Source organism: Paenibacillus endoradicis, from assembly GCF_024721975.1.
The window spans coordinates 866,087-883,503 of record NZ_JANQBB010000001.1 but is presented as its reverse complement, the minus strand read 5'-3'; the positions used below and the strand labels follow the sequence as shown (position 1 = coordinate 883,503).

The 17,417-nt window shown below is 37.6% G+C and carries 22 protein-coding genes; all 22 read right to left on the bottom strand.

Annotation, left to right across the window (positions count from 1 at the left end; all coding sequences use genetic code 11):
• Positions 1-19: 19 nt before the first annotated feature.
• Positions 20-970, bottom strand: a complete 951-nt coding sequence (locus NV377_RS04030) for a stalk domain-containing protein (RefSeq protein ID WP_258199872.1) — start codon at positions 968-970, stop codon at positions 20-22.
• Between the two features lie 149 nt (positions 971-1,119).
• Positions 1,120-1,890 carry a class I SAM-dependent methyltransferase gene (locus NV377_RS04025; RefSeq protein WP_258199871.1) on the bottom strand — a complete coding sequence of 257 codons (771 nt, stop codon included), beginning with the start codon at positions 1,888-1,890 and terminating at the stop codon, positions 1,120-1,122.
• A gap of 205 nt (positions 1,891-2,095) precedes the next feature.
• A complete protein-coding gene (locus NV377_RS04020; RefSeq protein WP_258199870.1) occupies positions 2,096-2,731 on the bottom strand; it encodes a TVP38/TMEM64 family protein in 636 nt (211 codons plus the stop codon).
• Positions 2,732-2,976: 245 nt separating this feature from the next.
• Entirely contained in the window at positions 2,977-3,150 is a 174-nt protein-coding gene (locus NV377_RS04015; RefSeq protein ID WP_258199869.1) for a hypothetical protein, read from the bottom strand.
• 112 nt (positions 3,151-3,262) lie between these two features.
• Positions 3,263-5,125: a hypothetical protein gene (locus tag NV377_RS04010; RefSeq protein WP_258199868.1), complete on the bottom strand. Its 1,863-nt coding sequence runs from the start codon at positions 5,123-5,125 to the stop codon at positions 3,263-3,265.
• Positions 5,085-5,246, bottom strand: a complete 162-nt coding sequence (locus NV377_RS04005; protein WP_258199867.1) for a hypothetical protein — start codon at positions 5,244-5,246, stop codon at positions 5,085-5,087. Before NV377_RS04005 ends, NV377_RS04010 begins: the two co-directional genes overlap by 41 nt.
• A gap of 363 nt (positions 5,247-5,609) precedes the next feature.
• Positions 5,610-5,921, bottom strand: a complete 312-nt coding sequence (locus NV377_RS04000) for a hypothetical protein (RefSeq protein WP_258199866.1) — start codon at positions 5,919-5,921, stop codon at positions 5,610-5,612.
• Entirely contained in the window at positions 5,909-6,868 is a 960-nt protein-coding gene (locus NV377_RS03995; RefSeq protein ID WP_258200362.1) for an NAD(P)H-dependent flavin oxidoreductase, read from the bottom strand. Before NV377_RS03995 ends, NV377_RS04000 begins: the two co-directional genes overlap by 13 nt.
• Positions 6,869-6,897: 29 nt before the next feature.
• Positions 6,898-7,209 carry a CHY zinc finger protein gene (locus NV377_RS03990; RefSeq protein ID WP_258199865.1) on the bottom strand — a complete coding sequence of 104 codons (312 nt, stop codon included), beginning with the start codon at positions 7,207-7,209 and terminating at the stop codon, positions 6,898-6,900.
• A 16-nt stretch (positions 7,210-7,225) separates the two neighbouring features.
• Positions 7,226-8,014, bottom strand: a complete 789-nt coding sequence (locus tag NV377_RS03985; RefSeq protein WP_258199864.1) for an energy-coupling factor transporter transmembrane component T family protein — start codon at positions 8,012-8,014, stop codon at positions 7,226-7,228.
• On the bottom strand, positions 8,015-8,863 hold the full coding sequence (locus tag NV377_RS03980; protein WP_258199863.1) for an ATP-binding cassette domain-containing protein: 849 nt from the start codon (positions 8,861-8,863) through the stop codon (positions 8,015-8,017).
• The gene (locus NV377_RS03975; RefSeq protein ID WP_258199862.1) at positions 8,848-9,648 is read right to left on the bottom strand and encodes an energy-coupling factor transporter ATPase; all 801 of its coding nucleotides are present in this window, start codon (positions 9,646-9,648) and stop codon (positions 8,848-8,850) included. The genes NV377_RS03980 and NV377_RS03975 overlap by 16 nt, the downstream gene beginning before the upstream one ends.
• Positions 9,649-10,470 (bottom strand): SDR family NAD(P)-dependent oxidoreductase, encoded by an 822-nt coding sequence (locus NV377_RS03970; protein ID WP_258199861.1) that lies wholly within the window; start codon positions 10,468-10,470, stop codon positions 9,649-9,651.
• Positions 10,471-10,472: 2 nt separating this feature from the next.
• Entirely contained in the window at positions 10,473-10,811 is a 339-nt protein-coding gene (locus NV377_RS03965) for a MaoC family dehydratase (RefSeq protein ID WP_258199860.1), read from the bottom strand.
• Entirely contained in the window at positions 10,789-11,193 is a 405-nt protein-coding gene (locus NV377_RS03960; RefSeq protein ID WP_258199859.1) for an FAS1-like dehydratase domain-containing protein, read from the bottom strand. The genes NV377_RS03965 and NV377_RS03960 overlap by 23 nt, the downstream gene beginning before the upstream one ends.
• Positions 11,190-12,341 carry a thiolase family protein gene (locus NV377_RS03955; protein WP_258199858.1) on the bottom strand — a complete coding sequence of 384 codons (1,152 nt, stop codon included), beginning with the start codon at positions 12,339-12,341 and terminating at the stop codon, positions 11,190-11,192. Before NV377_RS03955 ends, NV377_RS03960 begins: the two co-directional genes overlap by 4 nt.
• A complete protein-coding gene (locus NV377_RS03950) occupies positions 12,338-13,819 on the bottom strand; it encodes an AMP-binding protein (protein WP_258199857.1) in 1,482 nt (493 codons plus the stop codon). The genes NV377_RS03955 and NV377_RS03950 overlap by 4 nt, the downstream gene beginning before the upstream one ends.
• 30 nt (positions 13,820-13,849) lie before the next feature.
• Positions 13,850-14,404, bottom strand: coding sequence for a biotin transporter BioY (locus NV377_RS03945; protein WP_258199856.1), 555 nt, complete (start codon positions 14,402-14,404; stop codon positions 13,850-13,852).
• Between the two features lie 224 nt (positions 14,405-14,628).
• Positions 14,629-15,033 (bottom strand): RrF2 family transcriptional regulator, encoded by a 405-nt coding sequence (locus NV377_RS03940; protein ID WP_258200361.1) that lies wholly within the window; start codon positions 15,031-15,033, stop codon positions 14,629-14,631.
• 91 nt (positions 15,034-15,124) lie between these two features.
• The gene (locus NV377_RS03935) at positions 15,125-16,252 is read right to left on the bottom strand and encodes an NAD(P)/FAD-dependent oxidoreductase (RefSeq protein ID WP_258200360.1); all 1,128 of its coding nucleotides are present in this window, start codon (positions 16,250-16,252) and stop codon (positions 15,125-15,127) included.
• Positions 16,253-16,536: 284 nt separating this feature from the next.
• The gene (locus tag NV377_RS03930; RefSeq protein WP_258199855.1) at positions 16,537-16,833 is read right to left on the bottom strand and encodes an antibiotic biosynthesis monooxygenase family protein; all 297 of its coding nucleotides are present in this window, start codon (positions 16,831-16,833) and stop codon (positions 16,537-16,539) included.
• Positions 16,834-16,892: 59 nt separating this feature from the next.
• A complete protein-coding gene (locus NV377_RS03925; protein WP_258199854.1) occupies positions 16,893-17,321 on the bottom strand; it encodes a MarR family winged helix-turn-helix transcriptional regulator in 429 nt (142 codons plus the stop codon).
• Positions 17,322-17,417 lie beyond the last annotated feature (96 nt).

The window sequence follows — 17,417 nt, the reverse complement described above, 5'->3', positions numbered from 1 at the left end:
CGTTTAATCTGTTAAAGAATCATTTAGAAGATGGTATTATTAAGGGAACTTCTAATTGAAATGCTTGTTCTAAGATAGCTACAGGAACTAGTATTTCCCCTTTGTCTCCTGCGTATGAGGGTAATGGGTTCTGAACAGGAGTTCCATTTATCAGAACTTCTGCACCCCAACTATTAATGTCCAAGACGATTTCATCTTTAGTAAATACTACCCGTGAGGTCGTTGCATCCCACTTAACTTCAGCTCCGATCATAGAAGCAATCTGTCTAGCCGGAAAGCGGCTCTCATTGTAGGATTTGAGGTCTTCTATAGTATGAATCTTCTCTATAGATTCACCTGGTATTTTATATTCGATACGATATGATTCATCTTCTGGTTGTAGTAAAAAAAGTATTGTACCAAAAGTAGGTTGCTCCTTTTGCTTTAATACAGTAATAATCTGGTACATCTGCTCGAAATCATTTACCTGCATACTTCGATTAAGTTGGAAAGTTACATCGAAAGTTAAATTTTCTTCTGTGTATGAAGAAACTTTCCCCCCTCTTAAACTGACATTATTACTGCCGACTTCACAACAAGTGAAGTCGATATAAGGTAGCTTAGTGAAATCACTTTCCACCTCCATTAAACTCGTATTCAGATCTTCATTTGCCTGATAAAGCCATAGGGTGTGCATATAGTTATCTCGTAATTCTGAGGAATCCTCATTGCTTGGGTATACAATAAATTCAAGGTTACTTAAGCTCTTAGGGGATACTCTAGCACTGATAGGTTCGATATTGTCCCATAAGTAATTAACCCGTTTCAAGATCATAGGTTCGTTATATGTTTGTTCAAGATAGTGTTTCACTTTATATGTATATACTGTTTTTTGAATCATGCCATATTGAAACTCCAACATACCTATAACTAACAACATAATAAAGATACCTATGGTCGATACTATGATCTTTCCTTTAAACTTTCTCATAATCAATAGACAGCTCCTTTCTTATATTCAGACGAAGGTAGCATTATATATGTTACAAAAATTTTGCATTTACCTAAATTGTTAACTTTTTAAGTAAAAAAAGCCACCATGTCATTGGCGGCTATAAGTGAACTCAACTGTTATGCTATTCAAATTTTGATTGCAATAATACGCATGCGGGATGTGTCAATTAACCATTGCCCATCTTGTTCTAGCTGAGGCTTAACTCTATCTTCGATGGCATTGTAGATCGACGCTTTGTCTGTTGATGAGACATCGTGAAAGAAGTGATCATTGAACCCGTCTAACCATCTCCGTATACCTCCATCTCCTTTGAGGGGAGATAGTTTATCAAAGTGCTGAGCGAACATAACTCTGAAACCAGTCTGCTCCAGTAGGCTAGTATACTCACCAATAGTAGGAAAATACCACGGATTCCGTCCCTCCCATTCATAACCATGTGCCTGAAGCTCCTGCTTGATAGCGTTAGTAATTACGGCAATATTGCCGCTAGCAGCAAATTCAGCTACGAATCGTCCACCATCTCGAAGTGCTAACCAAATTGAGGAAGCAACTGCTGGAGCATCTTTAATCCAGTGTATGGCAGCATTGGAGAAAACAGCATCAAAGTGAGTATCCGTTCGATATTGAGTGGCATCGGCTACATGTATATTAAGATCCGGGTAATTTCCCTTTGCTCGCTTGATCATGTCTTCCGACAGGTCAATACCAGTAGGGATTGCTCCGGCAGCTGCGATTTGTGCTGTTAAATTCCCATTTCCACAGCACAAATCTAAAATTCGTTCCCCTTTTTGAGGCTGTAACAAAAACATAGCGTCAGCCCCAAGAGAAGTGACAAAATTTAGTTGATAATGATTTGATTCAGGGTTGGAATTATTGTTAGATAGTTCACTATTCATTGATAAATTCTCCTTTTTGTATGATTCCTTAAAGTCTTTCCAGATATATTATGTCTATAAATATAGAGAGGTAAAGAGAAACTTTTTTTAATGAGTAATTCAATTCAATGTTATATGCTTTGTCACGTCACATCATAGACTTTAAGTATCTATAATAGCAATGATACAACACTCCTGTCAAGAATCACTTCCGAACATCGATGCTCTATTCTAATTTAACAGCCCTTCTATTTAGAAAATATCGATAAGCGAAGTAAATAATTATGATGAATAAGATATAAATTGCTGAGATTATGATCCAATCCCTAGAACCAGATAACATATTATCACCAATTAAAGTATACACAGTCATAACTGGGATTTTTCCTATCATTGTTGCCCAGAAAAATGACTTGAATAATAAACCGAATACGCCTGAATAGATATTAACTACAAAAGCAGGCATTACAGGAAGTATACGAGCAACAAAAATCATCCCAAATGTGTGATTCTTTATGATACGATCAAATTGAGCAATTGATCGATATTTGTTAAGTAACTTATTTCCTTGTTGGAGCAATAAATACCGAAATAGTGTATAGATAATTACAGAGGATATAGTTGATGCTAATACACTTATAAATGTCCCTAGAAATATCCCATACTTTGCACCCATTACAGCACTTACAATTCCAAACGGAATTCCAGGTATTGACGCTAATAACGTACTCACAAAAAAAACAATAAACAAACTGCTATCATCATGTACACTTATCCAACCCATTAAGCTTTCCGAATTTAGAAAGAGTATGATAAATAAAGATAAATTAAGAAAAAGAGCTATCCATTTATAAGTTTTCATATACCGATCACTTTCTAGTAATTACTTTCATTAAATCTATCTCTCAGTGTACATTATGTCAACTTATAATTTAACCTTATATGTTATAGGATCTTTTATAAAGATTATTATTAGGCTATCTTGCAATGCGTCTACCTATTGGAAGGATTGCGGAATGGAAATAATTATAATATAAAAAATTGAAATAGGAGCGAAAATGGCTGTGTTCATATTAGTCCATTTCGCTCCTATTTCATTAATCTAAACTATTCTTTTTTACTTATAAATTCATTCGGTACTTCATCACCATCGGGGTTATTATTTTTAATTTGGCTAAGTCGACCATTACGGTACTCACCGCCATGAACTTTATTCTGCCTTTGATCATTATTATCAGTAAGTTCATGATCATTATGAATATAATTCTTTTCATCTGACATATCGCAACACTCCCTTCCTTCTACGCATACAACTTAGAATATGTTATAAAGCCTAGATCTATACTGACACTCCCCTGTATGTTTCAAATTACCAGATTGACATTAAATTCAGTTAGTCGAGTACGGTGATGGACAGCAATCTGCCATCTTCTTTGTTCTCCTCATAATGGATAGTTATCGTCTCATTCGGGAATGGTACTTCGACTAAATAGGAAGCGATCGTCTCATTACTTTTTTCAGATACTTCCTTAGCTTCATAACTAGATTGAGTTCCAGCTTTGGTCATATAATTCAATGAATGCTGTAAGCTGGTCCCTTCGTATTGCTTCCGTAAGTAATCCGTCCACTGACGTTCATCCCAATCAGGTGCTTTCACATTTATATCGTTCTGTCTCGACATTTCCAAAATATCTAAGACCATATTACCATCTGCTTCCTGCATCGCTACAGCAAGCGCTACATATATTCGGTTAAACGAACTCACATAATTTGATTTGTTTTTAGATGCTAGTAATTCAAAAACTTCTTCAACCTTTTGTTGTTGGCTGAACCAGTAAGTTTTAACATACATCGGATTTACATTACTTATTCTCGGGATTAAGTATCTTCCGTTATCTGAAACATAAAAAACTTGTGAGATATCAATGTTATTTGGATATTGGAACACGAATATATTGCTTCCATCCCCGCTAATCATTACCTGCACAGATAAAGGTTCTAGAGCATTTTCACTCCCTTGAATGATCGATGCCGAGCCATTCAAGCTTGAATAGTAAATCGTACCATCTAGTGAAATTTCTTGAACAAGTCGGTACAACAGTTTACTATCTCGTGTAAATGATTGTGCATCAATATTTGTCGTGTTTCCATTTACAGTACGAACTTCCTCATTGATCTGCCAAGTAATATCGGCAATACCTCGTAATTGTTTTGGTTTTTGATCGCTTGATAAGTCTGGAAGTTTCATATCAATGTTAAAACCCCCTGTTTGCCACTCATAGGCTGTGTACCCTTGATCCGACAGATAGAAAATATCAGAGAAATTTGCATTGTAAGAAATCCCTTCAAATTTATCTTTACTACCCCAGTCAAAGGCACTAAGATACTTACCAGATGTAGAATAAATACCGACCCCAACCAATACTGGTATTAGCAGGATGGTAATAAATATTGAGATTCGGCTAGTACGGACTTTATGAAATGGTTGTTCAGCAATCTTTTCATTACTCTCCAGCAACTTGACGATGAGTAGCTTCATAAACTCCCCGATTAGCCAAGTCCCAACTATTGCATATGCAACGAGCGGAATCGCATACCCCCACGGTGTTGTCAATGATTTCGTAAGACTTATGAAAAATGTGACCAATAATGCAAGCAAAGCTAATGGAAACATCGACCAGAAATAGCGCCGAAACATTCGAGGTGCATTGGACAATGACTCACTAAATGATATATCTTGAAGTACAATCAAATAAGGTACGAGTGAGAAAAACATCAAAGCAACTATTAAGATTATGCCGATTGGAAAGAATACTGCAGCTAGGAAAAATGTTAATAAACCCATTATTAACTGGAATATCGACCATGCTAGCATTCCTTTGAAATATTTTCGTCCACAGGCAAACAATGGTATCGATATTCCTTTTTGTATGGAGCCTTTAAGCCCTCCAAGATACATACCGCGAACAAAGCTTTGTAAAACTACAAATACTGCTGATAGCAGAATTGATAACATTCCCCATGACTGGGTACCAGTTTGTAAGTGGGTATAGGGGACTTTAATATCTGAGAGCGTAGGCATATTTAACGGGATTGTTGCGTTGAAGCTAGTTGATTGTGCAACAGGACCTGCGGTTGTGACCGCTGTCTCGAAGAAAGGGAATATCGAAAAATCATAATAAATACCGAGAACAAATAAAGCGGTAATAAGTACTTCAAACATAATTACTAACACCATTAAGCGTAAATTTGCCATTAGTACCTCCTATCTGTGCGATTTCATATCCTAATTTTTGAGCTGTTACTTTCATACCTAATCTCCCATGTATATCTTCATAATAAAATCGTTGATCACATGCAATGCCAAATATGCGCATCTCCCTACACCAGTCATCGTATTCTGGTGAGTTCAATACTTTTTCATCGTCTCATCAACTGATATTTCTGGTTCCAAGTATGTACGCGCTAAGTTTGTTATATATTGAGATAACGCCCAATCCCGCATAAATAATTGATCGTCCATAATTTACCCCCAATTTTTCCCTCTATATTATGACGATTACCAGTTAGAATGGTTGCACTTTTCCATAACTATATTCAATTATTTTCCACATCGAAATTTTGAGAAAAACTTCACAAAAAAAGAGCCTGGTCGAAAGACCGAGCTCTAAAAAGGATGTAGGTCAATATAACATTTAAATACATCGAACGGTTCCCCAATACATTTAAGCTAATAGCCGTTATGCATGTGAAGTTAATGGCATTAAGAAATGTGGTGTTTCACATTTGCATATTGGACGTACAAACAATGTATCATCACACTCTGAAATAAGCTCAATCTGCAGATGCTCATTATCGTTATCAGGTGTGAAATAAAAATGAATAATCTCTGTTTGCTCTGAAACTATGCTGTGCAAAATAATATCATAATCAACTTTATGTTTGCTTATAATATCGAAAATATCAAGATGTGTATCTTCTTGCTTAAAAATAACGATGACATCAACATCTTCAAAATAATAAATAGCATCATTGAACGCTATGCTCTCCATTTCCCTCGGACTTGCTCTGCTTCTTTAACCATTCGTTCAACCAAATCTGCAACCGTCGGAATATCATTGATCATGCCGATCACCTGACCTGCCCATCCAAAGCCTGCTTCGGCCTTTCCTTCATGAATCCAACGTTTGTTCGCTTCACCACTAATGTAGTTTTTTAAATCCTCATAGGTTGGTGAAGCTTTTTCGATAGCGAGAATATTATCAGTGTAGTCACTTCTTAATACTCTAGCAGGAGAATGTATGGAACGTTTGATCACAGAGGTATCAACCTCAGAGCTCTTAATTATTGCTTCTTTATATGAAGCAGATGCATCGACACATTCCTGAGTGGCGATGAAACGGGTTCCCATTTCGATTCCCTCCGCTCCAAGCGCGTAAGCAGCCATCCATCCACGGCCATCACCAATACCTCCTGATGCAATAACAGGGATTTTAACGGCATCAACGACTTGTGGTACGAGCACCATCGTGCCAACATCATCACGTCCAAGGTGTCCTCCACCTTCATGACCAACAACAATAACCGCGGATGCACCTAGTTGTTCAGCTTTTTGTGCTTGTCTGCGCGAAGAAACGAGCACCATTGATTTGACATTGGTAGGTTGTAACATCTGTAATATTGTTGTAGGATCACCTCCAGTAATTGTAACCACGGATACTTGCTCATCTATTACAATCTTGACGCGCTCCTTATAATCAATACCATGCATGCCAATAGCAAAATTAACACCGAATGGCTTGTTTGTTAAAGTACGTGCACGTTTAATTTCTTGGAGCAAGGCGTCGTCACTAGGCAAGCTCATAGCAGTTATTTGACCTAAACCACCTGCGTTGGAAACTGCTGAAGCGAGATCAGCATATGCTAGATAGGCAAGTCCACCTTGAATAATTGGGTACTTTATTTGTAATAGTTCGGTTACTCTTGTCTCCCAATTCATCATCGTCACCCTCTCCCACTTTCTGAAAGCTACTCTTCGAAATAAATATGATAATGAAGCGCACACCGCTCATTAAAGATTGCCTCACAATGAGGACAATTTGCTGCATTCATATATTGATGAATCGTTATTTCTGAGTGACAGCTACCACAGAGGATAGCTAATTCGTCAAATTGCTTTAGTGGCCACCGTTCGATGCTGTGTTTAGCATGTTCCTCATGGCATTTGTAGCAAGGATAATAGTTATTACAGCATTTAAACTTGATAGCAACAATATCTTTTTCCGTATGATAATGAACACAACGTGTTTCATTATCTATGACATCCCCATAGATGAACATTCTATCTCCCCCCAATCTATAAAAGCAGCAAAATAGCTATAATTAAAATAACGATTAAGCCGATTAGATAATCCAATTGTTGAAATTCCATCAATTTAAAAGTTGTTCTCCCTTTACCATTACCATATGCTCGTGCATCAATCGCGTAAGTTAGTTGTTCAGCACGCTGAATGATCGTGAATAATAGCGGAATTAGCATTGGAATATATGCAAAGATTCTTTTGTGAATCGGCAAAGCAGTTACATCATAACCTCTAGCTTTTTGTGCTAAAATGATACGTTGTAGTTCTTGAAAAATGGTAGGGATAAAACGAATCGCAATGACGATCATTAATGCAAACTGCTCCACAGGCACATTAAATTTAGTTAGCGGTGACAGCAATTTAACTAAGCCATCTGCTAAGGTTAGTGGTTTTGTAGTTAACGTTAATATTGAGGCAAGTAAGACGAGCAAAAGGATACGCCAAACGTAACGTACTCCATTCAGTAACCCCTCCACTGTTAAATGGATAAATGACCAAGACCAAATGACGTTTCCTGGAGTGAATGCTGCATGATAAAAAAAGGTGAACATTAGTATGATAAAGATAGGTTTCAAGCCTTTGCCAAAAACATGTAAAGGGATCTTTGATAGTAACAATATGCTTATTACGAAGATCGTTGCAATCGTGTAGCTAGCTAACGAATCTAGCAAAAGGAAGCTAACCATCAAGAGTAGTATACTTAATATCTTAGTACGTGGGTCTAGTCGATGAAAAATGGAGTTCGTCTCCCGATATTGTCCTATTAATACATTGTTATCCATTTATAAACTCCTTGCATGTAAGATTGGCAATACTTTCTCGAAAATATACCTTTCCTTACAGCTTGAAACTTCAATATTTAGTCCAGATAGTTCTTCCACTAACTTTAAAAGTTGAACAGGTTCAGGTAGTGACAATCCGAGTTTTTCCAATAGCTCCGCTTGCTCCAAAAATAAATGGTTCGTATCGAAATGCCCTTCAAGCTTCCCTTCGTGTAAAACTATGACTTCATCCGAATACTCAGCAACATCATTCATTTGGTGAGATACGTATAGAATAGTTCGATTATGTTGTTGTTGCCATTGTTGTAGTAGTTGTAATAAGTTAACTCTATTGACTGGGTCAAGACCTGCTGTTGGTTCATCCAAAATTAGCAGTTTGGGTTCCATCATCAATACCGATGCGATAGCTATAATGCGTTTTTGACCACCGCTCAATTGAAATGGTGCTTGCGGGAGAATATCTTCTGTCAAACCTACCTGCGGTAAAATAGCTTCAATTAATTTCAATATTTGTTGATCTGAATAACCTTTAATTTTCGGCGCAAAAGAAAGTTCCTTATAGACTGTCGTTTCAAATAATTGATGCTCCGGATATTGAAAAACATAACCTATATCGGGAATGACTTTTATCTGTCCTTTCCGATCTCTTACAATAGGCTGCTGATCAATCAAGTATTCTCCAGTTACATTGGGGATTAGACCTTTCAACATTTGGACGAATGTAGATTTACCTGCCCCAGTTTGTCCAATGATTGAAATCCATTTGCTACTTTGAATGGTGCAATTGATATTGTGTAAAACTACGCGATCATTATATTTAATACTAATATCATTTAGTTGATAGACCATTGTAACCGAATCATCTCCTTCCAATCTGCACGAACAGGCGATATGAGGTGAAAGGTATTGTGTACTCTTACTGCAAATGGTAGCTCTAACTGATACTTCTCGATATCGATTTCTAAGAATAACTTACTTGGTTCACCATCAAATTCAAGTCTACCTTGATGAATGAGTAAAACACGTTCTGCATAAAGTACTTCCTCCATATGATGAGTAACGACAATGACAGTCATCCCTTGGCGATGAAGTTCATGCATAATGGACATTATCTGATCTCTGCCTTGAGTATCCAACATAGAAGTAGCCTCATCAAAAATGATAACATTAGGACGCATTGCCAAAATTGCCGCAATAGCCACCCTTTGCTTTTGACCACCTGATAGTTGATGCGGCATCATCTCTCTATAATCCTCCATCTGAACAGCTCGTAGTGCATCATCCAGTCTGCTATGGATGTCCTCCCTCGGCACACGTATATTTTCCAATCCAAATATGATTTCATCCATAACAGTTGTGGTAATAAATTGATCTTCTGGATTTTGAAAAACAATGCCAATTTGTTGATGAATCATATTTAGATCTGATTGCTTTGAAGTGTGTAAACCGTTATATTTCACGCTGCCTTCCTTGGGAAGCAACAGTCCATCCATTAGTTTTGCAATCGTTGATTTTCCACAACCATTTGCTCCAACAATTGCTACAAATTCTCCTTGTTCAATTGTTAAGTCCAAATTCTCTACAACTGGCTGTCCTTTTTTATAATAAAAACGAACTTGATCGAATGTAAGCATTCATTTCTTTCCTTTCTCATGTCGCCAATTTGCAAAAAATGAGTCCAGGCTGTTATCAACAAAGACTGGCTCCGGCTTTTGCCACCTCGTCACCATCGAACCGTTAACCCCAAATATTTCACCTGTTAAATCAGCATCCTGCTGACTTAGTAATGTAACTACAAAGCGAGCAATATCATCTGATTCCCCCAATTTCCAATAATCTGGAAAAGGTTCATTACGACTTTTACACTTTTCTTGCATATGCTCGATAATAGGTCTAGTCATATCGGTTAAAGCAGCTGGTGAAATACCATTAACTCTAATGCGATTACGCTTTAGTTCAGCAGCAAGTGTCCACACCATTCCAAGTATTCCAGCTTTGGACGCACTATAGTTCACTTGTCCAATAGAACCGAGTAACCCAGCAGTAGAGGTCATTAATAGTATGTCACCTCCAGTTTTTTGCATATGAGACAGCGCTCGTTGAATGCAATAATAGGCGCCGTTTAAGTGAACATTTATTACAGAATGCCACTGTTCATCCGTCATATGCAAACATTGTTGGTCATGTAGATTACCAGCGTTATGTATCAATACATCAATCCGACCATACTTAGCAATAACGGAATCTATCATCGTCGAGACTTTTACAGCATCTCCAACGTTGCCACAATAACCCCATGCCTGACCACCCATTCGATGAATCTGATGTAACACATCGTCGATTAATAATTGATTGGTACCATTAACTACTATTATATAACCAACATGACTTAATTGAATGGCAATGCTACGGCCTATACCTCTCGTTGCTCCAGTAATAATGGCTACTTTCGTCATAATTACCTCTCTTTCACCGATAAAGCACCTGATGCAATGACTTCACCAGATTCAATCGATACGATCACAACGATTTCACCGTTGCATTCCTTATATTCGAAAATCACCACAGTATCTACTAAAAGTGGCTCTTGAAATTTCATACTATAGTTTGTGATCCATTTCGTTGGATGATTGATTAGATATATTGATTGTGCTAGACCCATCACATACATTCCATGTGCAATAGGTCGTTTATAGCCTGTTTTCATAGCGATTTCAGCATTGAGATGTATATCAGCGTTATCTTTTGAAACAGCCGCATATTGTTTGATCGCTTTACTTGTTATTAGTTTCTTCATCTTGATCACCTACTCGAATCAATACTGTTTCTGCTGTTACGATCATAGCCCCGTCACATTTACAAATAAGTTTGTGATAATAAAGTGTTAGTGAGCCATTTCTACTTGTCTTCTTAACTATGTTCGTTAACTGTAATTCACAATCCAAGTTCATACCCGCAATAATCGGACTCTCATATATAAAACTTTGCATACCATGAATTAAGGGTGCACTCATATTTATCTCTAGCCAAGGTATCTCGAATGCTCGCCAGAAAATAATCGGCATAGTTGCGGGCGCAATAAGTTGATTATTAATAGTTTGCAGTGGTGAATCAATACTTTGAGCATAACGAGAAATCCAATCTTCCGTAATTTGCAGACGAAATTGAACACTAGTCATTCGACCGCCTCCACTAGTGTTGCTATACCTATCCCACCACCAATACCGAGAGTCGCAAGGCCTCTATTGTATGGTTTGTTCTGCATTTCTGAACATAAGCGTGTCATCAAAATCGCTCCAGAAGCACCATATGGATGGCCAATTGCTAAAGCTCCACCTCCAAGGTTGACTTTCTTCTGTGGAATTCGAAGTTCTTGCAATGAGGCCAACACTTGTGAAGCGAATGCCTCATTAAACTCCACGATGTCTAAATCGTCTACCGTCAAATGCTGACGACTCAGCACTTTTTGCACCGCCGGAACAGGTCCTATACCTAAGTAATTAGGATCTACCCCTGCAGTTTGAGCATCCACCACACGCAAAATAGGCTTAAGTCCAAGCTCTCGACATTTTTCAAGTGACATGATGAGGACTAGAGCAGCCCCGTCATTCAGGGGACAAGCATTACCAGCAGTTACTGTCCCTTGTTCCAGAAATACTGGTTTCAGTTGTTGTAACTTTTGGAGACTAGTATTGGCTCTTGGGCACTCATCAACGTTAACCCATGCACCTTGGACTTGTATGGGTACAATCTCATGCTGAAATCGGCCAGATTGCTCATATTGAATCGCTTTTTGATGGCTCTTCAAGGAATATATATCTTGTTGTTCCCTAGTAATCTCGTAATGTTTTGCGACATTTTCTGCTGCAATTCCCATATCAGGGTCACCGTAGCAGTTAGGCGTGAATTGTGCTCGTGTGTATAGTTTCGGAACTCCCATTAACGTTACTGGCTTGGTCATTTTCCATGGCGCTCGACTAGTACTTTCAACACCACCTGCCAAATAAACTTCACCTGCTCCACTCTGAATGAATCGGGCAGCTATATTAATGGCCTCTAGACCAGACCCGCACTGCCGATCAATGGTTACACCTGGAACTGTGACTGGTAGCCCAGCTTCTAGCGAAGCAACTCGTGCTATATTCCCACCAGGACCAATCACATTACCAATTATAACATCATCAATTAAGTCGGACGGTAATTTCGTTGAAGCTACTATATGCTGAATAAGAGATGACAATAATACTTCTGGCTCAATAGTACTTAACACGCCACCAATCTTACCAATAGGCGTACGTTTTGCCATAACAATAACAGCCTCTGTCATAACATCACTCTTTTCGTGTATTCTTTCATTGCTTGACGAGCAATCTTACCGCTACTCGTATAGATGAACTGATCTACCGTAATAATCTGTTTTGGGGCTTTATATTTCGCTAAATGTTGACGACAGAATTTTTTAATATTTGCTAAAGTTAAACGCTGTTGTCCATTCCACTTTATTAGTGATATCACCTGTTCTCCCCAATATTCATCTGCAATGCCAATCACTATTACTTCTTCTATTTCAGGGATTTGTAGAAGTACAGTTTCTATTTCCTCTGGATATATATTTAATCCGCCCGATACTATCTTGTTATGTGCTCGTCCAGCCAGATATAAGTACCCATCTTCATCAGTGTACATATAATCGCCAATAATGAGCCATCCGTCCCTGAATGCTGCCGTAGTTACTTCGGGCATTTTATGATATCCAGCAAACATCATGTTACTTCGTATGTATAACTGCCCGATGATACCAGTAGTTACCTCCTGAAATTGTTCATCACGAATGGATATCTGAACACCTGAAAACGGCTTACCTACGGAATTATATTTATCTTTATTATCAATATCTAAATAACTGATATAGCTAGCTTCAGATGAACCGTAAAATTCATATAGCTTTGCTCCGTTGAAGAACTCACTGCACCTTATTTTAGATGCATCTGACCATTTCCCACCTGAGCTTATTATTGCTTGAATGTGTGTTTTACCTTGTAAACCTTGCTGCATCATGGATTCTATCATTGTTGGCACAACAAACAAAATCATATCGGGAACCTCTTTGCACAACTGCAAAATAGATGCTGAATTAAAATCTTTTACGATATGGAAAGTTGAACCACTATGTAGACTCTGCATTAAGGCGAATAACGACAAGGAGTGAACAAATGGACCTGGAGCTAATATTTGTTCCAAGTTGTTTAGTTGAAAAGCTTCACTCGTCGCCTTGACGCTATTAAACCATGATGAGTGTGTGCGTAAATACCCTTTCGGCGCACCTGTTGTACCTGAAGTAAATCCAATAAATAATAATTCATTGGATTCATCTATGGTTGCTTCAGGCTTTAGAGGATGTAACCAGTTGTCATACGAACCATTATCGTCGTCAGAAAATGTGAGGCGTTGAACGTCACTGTCCTGCATGACTAACTTGTTTGCAAATTCAGTCTCTGTAAATATAACTTTAGGCTCACACTGCTGCATTATGATGCTTATATCGTTTGTACTCCATTTGGGATCAATAGGGATAGGGACACAGCCTGCATAAATGGTACCTAGGAAAACCTCTACAAATTCCATACGATTTGAAGAGAGAATCGCAACGTTGTCGCGAGTAAGTCCATTTTGAATTAATCCTCGTGCTACTTTTTTCATCTTCCGTACCAAATTAGAATACGATTGACACTTTATTCCATCGGATAATGCAATTTTATTGGGTTGCTGCGCTGCATACTGTAGTAACGGTTCTACCAGATTCATCGTTCAACCCCCTATTGTTCATTACAATTATTATGAGTTTTGTACTTTTTCCTCAATCGGGCTAATTGCTTTTATTTGTAACACAATAATAGCTACGATTATTGCTTTAATAATATCTCCTGGTAAAAATGCAGTAGCTCCAATAAGTCCAGCCCAGATAGATGTATGTGTAATAAGAGCCATAACTGGTGCTCCAATTAAACTAATTAATACAACACCGAATACAATGTTTATAACGATAAGTTTCCATAGCTTTAACGTCGACCATACTTTTTCTGTCATATACCCAATACAAAAAGCAGCAATTGGCCAGCTTAGGAAGTAACCAGCAGTCGGTCCTACAAATACTGAAAGACCACCACGACCGCCAGACAATAAAGGTAATCCTAAAGCAACTAACACGATAAATAAAATCAAACTAATTGTCCCCGTTTTCTTGCCAAGAAAGCATCCTGCTAACATGACACCAAGCGTTTGAAGCGTAATTGGTACCGGGATGAACCCAAGTGGAATTGGTGGGATCATACCTAAAACTGCTATAAATGCAGTGAATAATGCAGCAAATACCATTTCTTTTGTTTTCATCTTGTTTCCTCCGTCATTATATTGAAAATTTTATTCCTACTAGAGTCGACTTCTATGTATTAACTTTATGATATCTCGACTTCCGATCATTGTAAACCATTATTTTAAATAATTAGGTTAACAATTAAGCTTGGTACATTTGAAACATCCATTGATTACATACAAAAAAGAAGCAGTTGCCTTAGCAAGCTGCTCCTTTTCTTACATTATGGGTTCTCGTTATTTCAATCAAGAGCTCTTATTTTCATTGGGCTCAAATCAGTTAGTTTTGTGTTTTTGAGATGTAGCTCCATTTTCATCTCTGCTTCCTTCATAACAGCTTGAATCGAACAGTTTTCGCCATGAACAAAGTTGCATTCAAATAAGGAAGTAGAACCTTCGATAGCTTGAATAATATCCAAAAACGTAATCTCTTCTTTTTTGCGAGATAATCGATACCCTCCATTTGCTCCAGATACGGAATCAATTAATCCAGATTTGACAAGTTTCGTTAAAATTTTAGATAAATATGTTGGAGAAACACCTTGGGTCTCTGCGAGTTGTTGAACGCCTACAGGCTTAACTGGAGAAGCTTCAACGAGCATAAACATTGTGTGTAACGCATAATTCGTTGCTTTTGTAAATTTCATCATTTCACCTCGATTAAAGACTTATTGTGTCCATAATATCTATAGTGTTGCTAATTTGTCAAGTTGTAACTTCTCAAGTGCAGCAATGAGACTAACTAACATCCATTGCATTTCCAATATTATATTCGGTTATATCTAGATCTAAAGGCAAATCAAGTGCCAATTTAGCTAGCTGATTTCCTATAAATGGACCCATTGTCAATCCTGAAGCACCTAATCCATTGGCCGCCAGAAGACCGTCCCAGCCAGGAACTGCACCGATCACAGGAAGGAATCCTGGTGTAAATGGACGAAATCCAACTCTTACTTCCTCAAATGTACTATTGGCTATTTCAGGTGCGAGTTCAAGTCCTTTATTAAGTATTTCTTGCATTCCAATAGGTGTGACCCTTGTATCGTATCCTTCTATATCATTCTCATGAGTAGCACCTATCACAATTTTCTGATCATCAAAAGAAAGCAGATATTGGTCCGTTGGTGGTATAACGACTGGCCAATTGCCAGAGTCTTGACTGTGTTCAACCTGTAAATGCATAATCTGTGCTTTTTGATAACTTACTTTAAAGTTGATGCCTAAAGGCTGGAGCAATGGATTGGCCCATGCCCCTGCGCAAATGATAACTTGATCAGACAAGAAGCTTTTTTCACCGACAGATGCACCTATTACTCGGTCGGCTTCATGCAGAAGTGTTGCATCTCCGTTGATCAGTTCGGCACCGTTTCTCTCTGCTGATCGTATTAAAGCATCACGAAGCGCACGACCATCGATACGCGCAGCACCGCTAATATGAATGGAATGATAGCCTTCATCTAACAATGGAAATAGTTCTTTAGTTTCTTTATCGTTAAGTGGAGTTATTGTGCCGATTTCAGGTGCATCCTCTTTACGTAAATGTGCTCGTTGTTCTATTTTGTTGAGCTTCTCCAAATCATTATGAATAACTAGAGCTCCAACTTGTGAATACCCCGTTGCTGTTTCTCCTTCGCTTTCTAGGTCAGCTATCAATTCTGGATAAAAACGTGCACCTGCTTTGGCTAGCTGATACCAAGCCTGATTACGCCTTTGAGAAAGCCAAGGACAGATAATACCAGCAGCGGCATCTGTTGCTTGTCCTTTATCTTTTCGATCTATTATAATAACATCTGCACCTAATTTTGCTAATTGATATGCGGTAGATGCGCCAACAATTCCTGATCCAATTACGATGACCTTCTTCATGATTCCATCCTTTTTCTTCATCATAATATCCATTTCCGAATATTTTATGACATTAATTTATCGACTATCTCTAGCTAGGAACTATTTTAAGTATGTACTTCAAAACGGCTATAGAGTAGTTGAATCTATTATACAATAGATTCAACTACATAAATCACGAGGTTCTTCTTTTTTGGTGAGAAAAAATTATTAACTAACTATTTTTCTAATCATAGAAAAAACACGAAAGACAGAAATTTTTCGGCTGTTTTTCGTGTTTTTATTTATGCAATGTGATATATTTCTTAAGCTTTTAATGGTTCACCGCTGAACACTTTAAGATCCATAGGCGCTGCCATAAACAATGGGGCTTTTTGAGTAAAAGCTGTGAAATGTTCACTCATATTATGGGACGTCGTAGCTTGTATATCTTTCCATAGTTCAACCATTGTATAACGATGTTCTTGTTCTGTAGTTTTCAATAATTCATAACTGATGTTTCCTTCTTCTGCTCTTGAAGCTACAAGAAGTGTTTTCACTTCATCTAAAAAAGCTTGTTCTTGCTCTGGTTTAATTTGAAGGTTTGCGTGAATAATAATCATGTCTAATCATCCTTTTTATTTTATTATGGTTCGAACATAAAAACTAATAAATAATAAGTTTAATACTTAATAATATTGTGTTGCATGCGTGTGAGCATGTTAGATAATATTTTTAACTCCTCTGCATCAAAATCATGCATCATTTGGGATAGAAAATTAATTTTCTCCTTTTTGTAAACTTCAATCTGATTACGTCCATTATCTGTGAGCCGAACGAAAGTAACTCTATTATCAGCTTGGCTTTTCCATCTTGAAACCATACCTTCTAATTCAAGTTGCTTTAGATGCCTAGTGATAGCTGCACTGTCAATATTCACTGCTTTTTGAAGTGTCGATTGATTCACTTCATCAGCAATATATAATTGATACAATAAATCGTATCGTGATGAGCTAATACCGGTACAACGTTCAAACTTAGGATTAACTGAATTACCTAAACCTTTTAAAATGTGTAGAATATGTTCTTGTTCTGAAAATTCGCAATCCATCAATTGACCTCCCGAGTGCTTAATATATTTAAGAAATACATAAATGTATATCTTCCAGTTGAGCACTCAATCATTGAGCTATCAATTAATATATTA